At 84.8% G+C, this 1268-nt stretch carries 1 protein-coding gene; it reads right to left on the reverse strand.

The window, feature by feature from the left end; all coding sequences use genetic code 11:
• The coding region (locus GTQ99_RS23375) for a DUF5691 domain-containing protein (RefSeq protein ID WP_166618036.1) at positions 1-1268 on the reverse strand (1268 nt) is incomplete at both ends.

The raw sequence follows: 1268 nt of genomic DNA on the forward strand, positions 1-1268 counted from the left end.
GCCGCGACCCGGTCGGCCACCGGCAGCAGGGCCAGCAGCGGGCCCTCGTGCCCCGCGGCGGCGCCGGCGGCCAGCAGCGCCCGCGCCCAGCGCACGTCGCGGTGCAGGAGCGCGGCCCGCGCCCAGGCGCGGTGCAGGTCCCCGCCGAGGCCGCCGTCGACGGGCAGGGCGGCCAGGCGCTCGGCGCCCTCGCCGAGCGCCTCCTCCCAGGCGGCGGGCGGGGTGAGCGCGACGAGCTGCTGCAGCGCCCAGGCGCCCGGGCCGACGCCCGCGGGGGCGGTCCCGGCGCTCACCGCGGGCAGGGCGGCGTCGGCGGGGTCGGGCAGCGTGACCACGAGGGTGCGCCGCAGCCGGCGCCGCTCCAGCGCGAGCGCGCCGAGCGCCGCCCGGCGCACCGCCTGCGCCCACGCGGCGGTGGGCAGCAGCGCGAGCAGCCGCTCGGCCCGGCGGCGGACGTCCTGGCCGCGGTCGGCGCGGGCGCGCTCGAGCAGCTCCTCGTCCTCGGCGGACAGCCCCTCGGCGAGGGCCTCGACGAAGGCGATGCGGTCCTCGGCGCGCTCGGAGCGCCACGGCAGGGCCAGCAGCGCGGCGCGGGCGGCCGCCGGGTCGCTGCGGCGCAGCGCGCGCAACCACGCGCGGCGCTCGGCGGCGGTGCCGTGCTCCCAGGCCCCGCCCGCCGCGTGCTCGCCGGGTCCCTGCTCGCCGGGTCCCTGCTCGCCGGGTCCCTGCTCGCCGGGTCCCTGCTCGCCCGGTCCCTGCTCGCCGGCGCCCCGCCCGGGAGCGGGGCGGTGGGGCTCCAGGGCCGCGCTCCAGTCGGCGCGGTGCCCGGCGAGCCACCAGCCGCGCGCACCCAGCGCCGGGGCCAGGGCGGCGGCGACCTCGGGGCGCCGGACGGCCAGGTCCAGCAGCGCGGGCAGCCGCGCCGGCGGCACGGCGAGCCCGGCCTCCGCGGCCAGCTGCAGCCACGTCTGCAGCAGGCCATCGGCCCTGCCGCCGGCACCGGCACCGCGGGCGCCCGGCTCCAGCAGGGCCAGCAGCGCGCCGAGGCGCGCGGCGGCCGCCGCCCCGGCCCGTCGGTCGGCGCCCTCGGGCGCCGCGGCGAGCGGGACGCGGCCGGGCGGCGCGGCCCGCCCGGCCCGGCGGTAGGCCGTCAGCAGCGCGGCGGCGTCGAGCAGTGCGGTCGGGGCGTCCGCCTGCCCCGTCGCGGCGCGCACGTCGGCGAGCGCGGCGGCGACGGCGGCGGGCAGCGCGGCGAGGTCGGCGGGGCG

Origin of the sequence: Kineococcus vitellinus, from assembly GCF_009906315.1 — a bacterium.
GTDB classification, from domain to species: domain Bacteria; phylum Actinomycetota; class Actinomycetes; order Actinomycetales; family Kineococcaceae; genus Kineococcus; species Kineococcus vitellinus.